This is a genomic window from Streptomyces sp. NPDC001606 (assembly GCF_053596835.1).
In genome coordinates this window covers 327,468-336,194 of the sequence record NZ_JBSFHC010000007.1, presented here as the reverse complement: position 1 = coordinate 336,194, position 8,727 = coordinate 327,468, and the positions used below count along the sequence as shown (strand labels likewise).

Annotated in this window: 5 protein-coding genes; all 5 read right to left on the bottom strand. The window is 75.5% G+C overall.

Annotated features, from left to right (window positions below; translation table 11 throughout):
* Positions 1 to 224: sugar phosphate nucleotidyltransferase (locus tag ACWCV9_RS16775; protein WP_450787353.1), on the bottom strand; the 224-nt coding region annotated here is incomplete at its 3' end.
* A 120-nt stretch (positions 225 to 344) separates the two neighbouring features.
* A complete protein-coding gene (locus ACWCV9_RS16770) occupies positions 345 to 4,679 on the bottom strand; it encodes an Rne/Rng family ribonuclease (RefSeq protein ID WP_450787351.1) in 4,335 nt (1,444 codons plus the stop codon).
* 262 nt (positions 4,680 to 4,941) lie between these two features.
* On the bottom strand, positions 4,942 to 5,724 hold the full coding sequence (locus ACWCV9_RS16765; RefSeq protein ID WP_450787350.1) for a TIGR03936 family radical SAM-associated protein: 783 nt from the start codon (positions 5,722 to 5,724) through the stop codon (positions 4,942 to 4,944).
* A gap of 308 nt (positions 5,725 to 6,032) precedes the next feature.
* Entirely contained in the window at positions 6,033 to 7,997 is a 1,965-nt protein-coding gene (locus ACWCV9_RS16760) for a restriction endonuclease (RefSeq protein ID WP_450787348.1), read from the bottom strand.
* Between the two features lie 124 nt (positions 7,998 to 8,121).
* Positions 8,122 to 8,676: a hypothetical protein gene (locus ACWCV9_RS16755; RefSeq protein ID WP_450787347.1), complete on the bottom strand. Its 555-nt coding sequence runs from the start codon at positions 8,674 to 8,676 to the stop codon at positions 8,122 to 8,124.
* Positions 8,677 to 8,727: the final 51 nt, after the last annotated feature.

Here is an 8,727-nt window from a genome sequence, read left to right as displayed (position 1 = left end):
GCCTCCAGGGCCGCCTGGCGCTCGTACACGGCCTCCTTGCGGTAGCCGACGATGATCGCGACCTCGGTCAGACCGACCTCCGCGAAGTTCGCCAGCGTCAGGTCGAGGACCGTGGGCTCGCCCTCGATGCCCGCGGGCCCCACCGGCACCAACGCCTTGGGCAGGGTGTCGGTGTAGGGGCGCAGTCGCCGTCCGGCGCCGGCTGCCAGCACGAGGCCTATCATCGCGGTCTTTCTCCTTCGTTTCGCGCTTCCGCCGGTGTCCGACGGTGGATCGGGCCCCCGGAAAAAACCGTGTGGCCCCGCCCTGACGACGGGGCCACACGGGATGGGACGAGTCGGGCGTCAGCCCTCGTCGGTGGTGGAGACGGTGGCGGTCTTCTTCGCCGTCGTCTTCGCGGCGGCGGTGGTGGCCGACTTGGTCGCCTTCTTCACCGTCGTCTTCTTCGCGGCCGTCTTCTTGGCCGCGGTCTTCTTGGCGGCCGTCTTCTTCGCCGCGGCCTTCTTCGCCGGTGCCTTCTTGGCCGCCTTGCGGGCGGTCTTCTTGGCCGGCGCGACCTCCTCGACGCCGGGCGCCTCGGCCTCCGCCGGAGCAGCCTCGGCCTCCGCCGGAGCAGCCTCGGCCTCCGCCGGGGCGGTCTCCGCAGGGGTGGCCTCCGTCGCGGCCGACGGGACGACCACGACGGCCGCCTCCTCGGGCGCGGTCGGCGCGGTGGCCTTGCGCACCGCACGGCGGCGCGGACGGGCCGGCGCGGCGGCCTCGGCGGACTGCGCGGGCGCCTCCTCGGCAGCGGCCGGAGCTTCTTCCGCCGGAGCCTTGGGTGCGGCAGCCTCGGCCGCGGGAGCCTCGGCGATGGTCACCACGGCGGCCTCGGCACCCGCGGGGGAACCGGCCGGCGCGGACACCTTCCGGGTCGCCCGACGGCGCGTACGGCCCTTCGGCGCGGCCTCCTCGGCAACAGGAGCCTCGGCGACGGCAGCCTCGGCCTGCGGCTCCGCCGGAACCACCTGGTCCTCGGCGGCCACCGGCTCGGCCAGGGCCTCGGCGGCGGTCTCCGGCTGTACCGGACGCGCGGCCGCCTCCTCTGCGGTGACGTCCTGCGCGGTCGGCACCGCGGCGGCGGCCTCCTCCGCCTCGGCCTCGGCGGCCCGGGCGGCCCGCTCGGCGCGGTCGGCCCGCGGGGCCTTCTCCGCCCTCGGCGCACCCGCCGGAGCGGACGCCCGGCGGCTCGCCCGGCGACGCGTACGGCCACGGCCGGCCGCCGCCTCCGCCTCGGCGACGCTGCTGTACAGCTCCTCGTCCGGCGCGAAGTCGGGGGCGGGCAGCGAGACCGGCTCGGCGATCTCGGCGGCCACCTCGGCGGCGGACTCGGCCTCCGGCTCGACGGCCTCACCGGTCTCCACGGCCACCGCAGCGGTCTCGTGCACATGCACGTGCTCCGGCTCCGGCGCCTCGCCACGGCCACCGCGCTTCTTGCGCTTGCCGCCGCCGTTGGCGCTCGGCTGCTCCATGTGCACGATGACACCGCGGCCGTTGCAGTGGACGCAGGTCTCGGAGAAGGACTCCAGCAGACCCTGGCCGACCCGCTTGCGCGTCATCTGCACCAGGCCCAGCGAGGTCACCTCGGCCACCTGGTGCTTCGTACGGTCGCGGCCCAGGCACTCCAGCAGGCGGCGCAGCACCAGGTCGCGGTTGGACTCCAGGACCATGTCGATGAAGTCGATGACGACGATGCCGCCGAGGTCGCGCAGCCGCAGCTGGCGCACGATCTCCTCGGCCGCCTCCAGGTTGTTCCTGGTCACGGTCTCTTCGAGGTTGCCGCCCTGACCGGTGAACTTGCCGGTGTTGACGTCGATGACGACCATCGCCTCGGTCTTGTCGATCACCAGCGAACCGCCGCTGGGCAGCCAGACCTTGCGGTCCAGCGCCTTGGCCAGCTGCTCGTCGATCCGGTAGGTGGCGAAGACGTCGACCTCGGAGGTCCACTTCGACAGCCGGCCGGCCAGGTCGGGGGCGACGTGCGAGACATAGCCGTGGATGGTCTGCCAGGCCTCGTCACCGCTGACGATGACCTTGGAGAAGTCCTCGTTGAAGATGTCGCGCACGACCCGGACGGTCATGTCCGGCTCGCCGTACAGCAGGGTCGGAGCGTTGCCGCTCTTGGCCTTCTTCTGGATCTCCTCCCACTGCGCCTGGAGCCGCTCGACGTCGCGGCGCAGCTCGTCCTCGCTCGCGCCCTCGGCGGCGGTGCGCACGATGACGCCCGCGTCCTCGGGGACGATCTTCTTGAGGATGGACTTCAGCCGGGCCCGCTCGGTGTCGGGCAGCTTGCGGCTGATGCCGGTCATGGAGCCCTCGGGCACGTACACGAGGTAGCGGCCCGGCAGGGAGACCTGGCTGGTCAGACGGGCGCCCTTGTGGCCGATCGGGTCCTTGGTCACCTGGACGAGGACCGACTGGCCGGACTTCAGGGCGGCCTCGATGCGGCGCGGGCCGTTGGCCATGCCGAGCGCCTCGAAGTTGACCTCGCCGGCGTACAGGACGGCGTTGCGGCCCTTGCCGATGTCGATGAAGGCGGCCTCCATCGACGGCAGCACGTTCTGGACCTTGCCCAGGTACACGTTGCCGACGTACGAGGTCGACTGCTCCTTGTTGACGTAGTGCTCGACGAGCACCCCGTCCTCCAGGACGCCGATCTGGGTGCGGTCGCCGTACTGACGTACGACCATCACCCGCTCGACGGCCTCGCGGCGGGCCAGGAACTCGGCCTCGGTGATGATCGGAACGCGTCGGCGGCCCTGCTCACGGCCTTCGCGGCGGCGCTGCTTCTTGGCCTCCAGACGGGTCGAGCCCTTGATGGACTGGACCTCGTCGGACGGCTCGGCGGGCTTGCGCGGCTCGCGGACCTTGACGACCGTACGCTCCGGGTCGCCCTCATCGGGCTCGGTGTCGACGGAGGTGTCACCGGCCCGGCGCCGGCGACGGCGGCGGCGACGGCTGCTGGCGCTGCCGGACCCGGCCTCGCCGAGGGCCTCCTCGGCGTCCTCTTCCTCCTGCTCGGCGGTGTCCTCGGCGTCCTGCTCGGCCTGCTCGGCGGCGAGTTCCTCGGCCTCCGGGCCCTCGCCCTCGGCGAGGTCACCGCGGCGGCGGCGACGGCCGCCCCGGCGGCGCCGGCGGCGGGACCCGGACTCCTCGAAGCCCTCGGCCTCCTCGGACTCCTCGCCGTCGGCCAGGTCCTCGGCCTCGGCCGGCTCCCCGGCGGACTCCTCCGCCTGCACCGGCTCCTCGGCCGGGGCGGCCTGCGTCTCCTCGGCCTGGGCGGCGCCCCGGCGGCGACGGCGACGGCGCGAGCCGGCCTCCAGGCGCTCCTCCGCGCGCTGCTGCGCGTACTCCTCGGTCTCCTCGGGCTCCTCCGCCTCGGCGGCCTCCGCGGCGGCCTCGGCGGCGGCCCGCTCCGGGGTCTGGAAGCGGGGCTCGGCGAACACCGGCGCCTGGAACACGGCGACGGCCGGGCGGGCGGGCCGGCGCGGCCCCTCGCCCTCGTCGGCCGCGGACCCGGACTTGGCGGGCTCGGAGAAGCCGAACGCGGGGCGTACGGCCCGGCGGCGGGCGCGGCGCGGGGCGGCGGCCTCGGCGGCGGGCTGCGCGGGCTCGGCGGCCGGGGCCGGCTTGGTGGCCGTGGCGGGCTCGGTGGTGTGCGTGGTGACGGGGACCTCCGGGGTCTGCGTGCCGGCACCGGCCTCGGCGACGGGCTTCTCCTCCTCGGCCTCGGCCTCGGCGGCGGGAGCGCCCTCGGGCGCGGACACGCGTCGGGTGGCCCGGCGCCGGGTACGACGCGGAGCGGCCTCCTCGGCAGCGGCGGCGACGGCGGGAGCGGTGGGCTCCTCGACCGGCTCCTCCACGGCGGCAGCGGCGGCCGGGGCCTCCTCGGCGGCGGGCTCGGCGGCCTTCGGCGCACCGGCGGGGGCGGAGGCGCGGCGGGTGGCGCGGCGACGCGGCCGGGCGGCAGGCGCGGCCTCCTCCTCGACAGCGGCAGCCTCCTGCTCGGCCACCACGGGCTCGGCAGCGGCAGCGGCCGGTACGACCGTCTCGGCGGCGGCCTCGGCAGCCACCGGCGCACCGGCGGGCGCCGACGCACGACGCGTGGCCCGGCGACGCGGCCGGGCGGCAGGCGCGGCCTCCTCCTCGACAGCCGCAGCCTCCTGCTCAGCCACCTCGGGCTCGGCAGCAGCGGTCGGGGCCGTGACGGTGCGGGTGGCGCGGCGCCGGGTGCGGCGCGGTGCGGCGTCCTCGCCCACGACGACCTCGCCGCCCTCGGCGACGGCGGCGGGCTGCGTCGCCTCGGCGGACGCGGCCGGTACGACCGTCTCGGCGGCGGCCTCGGCGGCCACCGGCGCACCGGCGGGCGCCGACGCACGACGCGTGGCCCGGCGACGCGGCGGGGCGGCGGGCGCGGCCTCGGCGGCAGGAACCGCCGCGGCGGCCTCGTCGGCCTCGGCGATCTCCTCGGTGTCCGCGGCCGGTATGGCCGGGAGGGTGACCTCCGGGGCGGGCGCCTCGGCCGCGCCGACGGGCGGGCCCGCCGGGCGAGAGGCGGCACGGCGACGCCTGCGCGGCGGCAGGGTGTCGCTCGGAGTGTTCAGTTCGGAACCCTCAGCGGGTTCGGTCGGCTCGAGCATGCGGGCGTTTCTCCCGTCAGGCTCCCGGGCGCCGCGCCTGGTCCGGCGTCGGCCGGTGAAGGCCGTCCGCCGTTGACGTCCGCGGCCCGCGCAATGCGCGATGGCCGCCGTCCGGGGCGCGGGCGCCGCACGGGAGCACTCTGTGTCCTGTCTCGCCGGTTCCGTACGCCTTGTCGGTACGGCCTGGCGAAAGTCTTCTGGTCGGTGCGCTGCCCGACCCAGGTGGCTCCCGAGTACCAGGGCGGCGCTACGACATCCGTCCCTACGCGGAACCTTCCGGCATCGGCGCCGTCGCGGCGGCGGGCTGGGCCGTCAGGGCCCCGGCTGCCTCGCGGTCGGGCGCGAGCGGGTCGGTCACCGTGCCGGTCTCTTCATCGAGCAGCCCCTGCGCCAGCCTGGTCACCGCTGCGGGGACCGGCGGCGCCAGGTCGGCCACGGCGCGGAGACCGGACAGGACGTCGTCGGGTCGTACGGCAGGCGTCACGTGCCGAACAACCAGCCGCAGTATCGCACAGGGCTGGTCGGTCGGCCTATCAGCCGGTGAACCGTGCGTTTCTGTTGCTTCCAGGCTCACCACGGCCGGGCGGGCGTCGAAGGTGCGCAGACCGTTCTTGGTGAGGCGCTGCACCTCGACGGTCTCGGCCTTGGTGAAGGCCTCGACCGCGTGCCGGGCGCCGGCCGGGTCGACGCCGTCCAGCCGCAGCTCCCAGACGGAGGCGGTCAGCCGGTCGGCGAGGCCCGAGGTGTGCGCCTCGACCGCCTCGATCACGTCGAGCCCGGCGGGCAGCGACTCGTCGAGGAGGACGCGCAGCGTCTCCGGGTCACGCTTCTCGGTGAGCGCGATCTCCAGGTACTCCGCCTCACTGCCCGTGCCGGTGGGTGCGGCATTGGCGTAGGACACCTTCGGGTGCGGCGTGAACCCGGCCGAGTACGCCATGGGCACCTCGGCGCGACGCAGCGCCCGCTCGAAGGCGCGCTGGAAGTCTCGGTGGCTGGTGAACCTCAGGCGGCCGCGCTTGGTGTAGCGCAGTCGGATGCGCTGCACCGCGGGTGCGGGCGGCGGGCCTTCGGGCTGTCGCTTGCCCAGGGGAACTTCTCCTTGTGTCCGCGGTCCGTGCGCCACCCCCGCGTGCGCGGGGAGCACGTCGGGGCCGGCGCCTGCCCGGTGTCGCCCGGGTCAGTCCCGCGTCGGCGGGGACATGTCGCTCCCGGCCCTTTGCTCTAGAGTACGCGCTCCGCCGCCGCAGAGTTCCCGCCGGTCCACTGCGGCCGCCGGGCGGGGCTCGCCGAACGAGGTCCGCCACGCGCCCGGGCGCTGCTCACGGCTTGCGTGCCTTGTTCCGTGCCCTGGGGTCACTCCACCTCGACGCCGTGGTCGCCCAGCAGCTCCGCCAGCCCCGCCCGGTAGCCCTTGCCGCCGAGCACGAAGTCCCAGTCGCCGCCCGCCCGGCGCCGGAAGGAGCCGAGCACCAGCGCCGTCTCCCCGGCGCGGCCGTCGGACACCTCCAGACGGCCCAGCTCGGTCAGGGCCGGGTCCAGCAGCCGGATGCAGGCGTCGGTGAAGCCGGACAGATCGGCCGACGGGTTGGTCTCCGGGTCCACGGCGGCCACCAGCACCAGCCGGTCGGCCGCCGCGGGCAGCGCGTCGAACGCCACGTGCAGCGCCGCCCGGTCCGGCGCCGTCGCCGGCACCGCACGGACCGAACCGTCCGGAGTCTGCGGGTTGTTGTAGAAGACGAAGTGGTCGTCGCCGAGAACCCGGTTGCCACGGCAGACGAGCGCGCAGACGTCCAGGGCGACGGCGCCGGACCAGGTCATACCGAGCACGTTGTAGTCCGCGGCGGCCGCCGGGCGCTCCTCGCGCGCAGCCGGCCGCCGGTGTCCCCGCTCCCCCAGCCGGCCGCGCAGCCCGTGCCGGTGCAGCAGGTCGACGAGTTCGCCGCCGGAGACCAGCTCCAGCGGCTTGCCCCGGGCGAAGGTGTACGAGCCCGGGCCGAACCCCGAGGTGGTGACCAGCACCCCCTTGTTGGCGCCGACGTCCTGGACCGTGCCGTACAGATCGCGCACCGCCGTCGGCGGCACCGTGTTGCGGTACCGCTTCACCTGGACCACGATCTTGCCGCCCCGGATCGGCGTGGGGTCCGTGGCATCGACGTCCACTCCGCCATCGTTCGAGCGCTGGGTGGTGACCGCCCGCATGCCCATGGCACGGAACAGCTCGGCGACCAGCTCCTCGAACTCGATCGGGTCCATGGCGTACAGGTCCGGCTCGCCGTCGGGCGCGGGACCGGCGCTGCCGGGGCCGGGCTCGCCGACCTCCTCGGGCCTGCGGTGCGGGCGGACCGGGGTGAGCTGGTCGGGCCGGGCCGCGAGCTGCCCGTGCAGGGCGTCGGTGAAGCAGCTGAGCGGGTCGACCTGGGCGAGGTGCAGTCCCGTGAAGCCGTCCCGGGGAGCCAGGACGGTCGCCAGGACGATACGGGCCGGGCGGCCGGTGGCCGGATCGGGTGCGTCCACGAAGCCGTTCAGCGCGATCGACCGAAGGACGCCGTGCTCGTCCGCCGCATACAGCTGGTGCAGCACCAGCAGCAGGGACTGGGCCAGCACCTCGCGGTAGAGCGCACGGCGCTGGGTGACGGGCCGGGCCGTCTCCTTCTCCAGGTCCTGGCCGGCTATGTACCGCACGGACTTGGCCGCCGGGACCACGGCATATCCGGGCAGCTCCCAGTCCACGACCAGCTGTCCTGCCCCCGGGTCGAAGGCCAGCGCGGCCTGCCGGGGAAAGCCCTCGGGCCAGGGCGGCGCGGCGTGCAGGGCGGCCGTGAAATACCCGGCCACCGCACGGGCGTCGCCCCGGGCCGCCCCTTCGGTCAGCTCGCGGACGGAGGCGTTGTGCCGCCGGGTCTCCGCCAGCTGCTCCGCCACCCGCCGCTCGTGCTCTTGCTGTACGGCCGCGAGCTGCCGTTGCCGCTGTGCCTCGGTGGCCTGGGCCGCCTGCCAGTCGCGTTCGAAGCGGGCCCGCGCCTCGGCCTCCGCCTGGGACCGCCGGCCGGCGGTCCAGCCGCCCTGCGCCCGGTACTGCTCCGGGTCCGGCATCCGCACCGGCCAGGCGAGCGGCCCCGGATCGAAGGGCGGGACCTCCTCGGCACGCAGCAGGGAGGAGGCCCGGAAGGCGGGTGCCCGGCACCCCGCCACGAGCAGCTCCCGCAGGCCGGCGACCTGCTGTTCCAGCTCCTCGGTACGCCGTCGCGCCTGGCTCTGCCGGTACTCCCGGTATCCCTGCGCCACCTGCCGCTGATACGCCCCCGCCTGTCGGCTCATCCGCTTCAGGCCCTCCCCCGAACACCGCCGGCACCTTCCGGTCGCACCCCCACGACCAGCCATGAAATCCGACTTTATCCGCGACGCGGCCGCCCGTGGCCATGCCCGGGCCAGGGCCGTGCGCTCAGCCCGCGTCCGGCATGGCCCTGGCCGATGCCGCCGCGCGGTCGGCCCGGGCCAGCAGGGCGGCCCGGCGCCGGGGCCACCACGCCAGGTCGGCCAGGAGGAGCGCGACCACCAGCCAGGAGGCGATCATCTCGCCGGGCGTGCTCCGCACGGTGTCGTACACGGCGAGGACGACCGCGAACACGGTGACGAGGAGAACGATCCGGTGGCCCAGCCGGTCGTTCTCGGCGCTCCGGCGCAGGGCACCGGCGTACGCGACGACCGCGGGCGCCAGCCGGGGGTCCGCGACGGCCTCGCCGCTCCGGGTGGCGCTCACCACGGCCGCGCGGTCGGCGCGGCTCATGCCCTTGGCCTCGGGCCAGATCCTGGCCATGCGGCGTGCCACGCGGACGCCGTAGAACAGGCTCAGCACCACGAAGGCCGCCGCGGCGCCCAGCCACGCCTGCGCTTCCAGGAGCACGAAGGCCGCGGAGAAGGCGCCGACGGCGAGGCCGGCGCCCACACCCCGGGCCACCGGCCCCCGCTGCCACAGCCAGCCGGGAACGAGAATCACCCGTTCACGGTGGCCGCCGTCCCTCCGGAAAGCAACGACCGCCCCGGCACG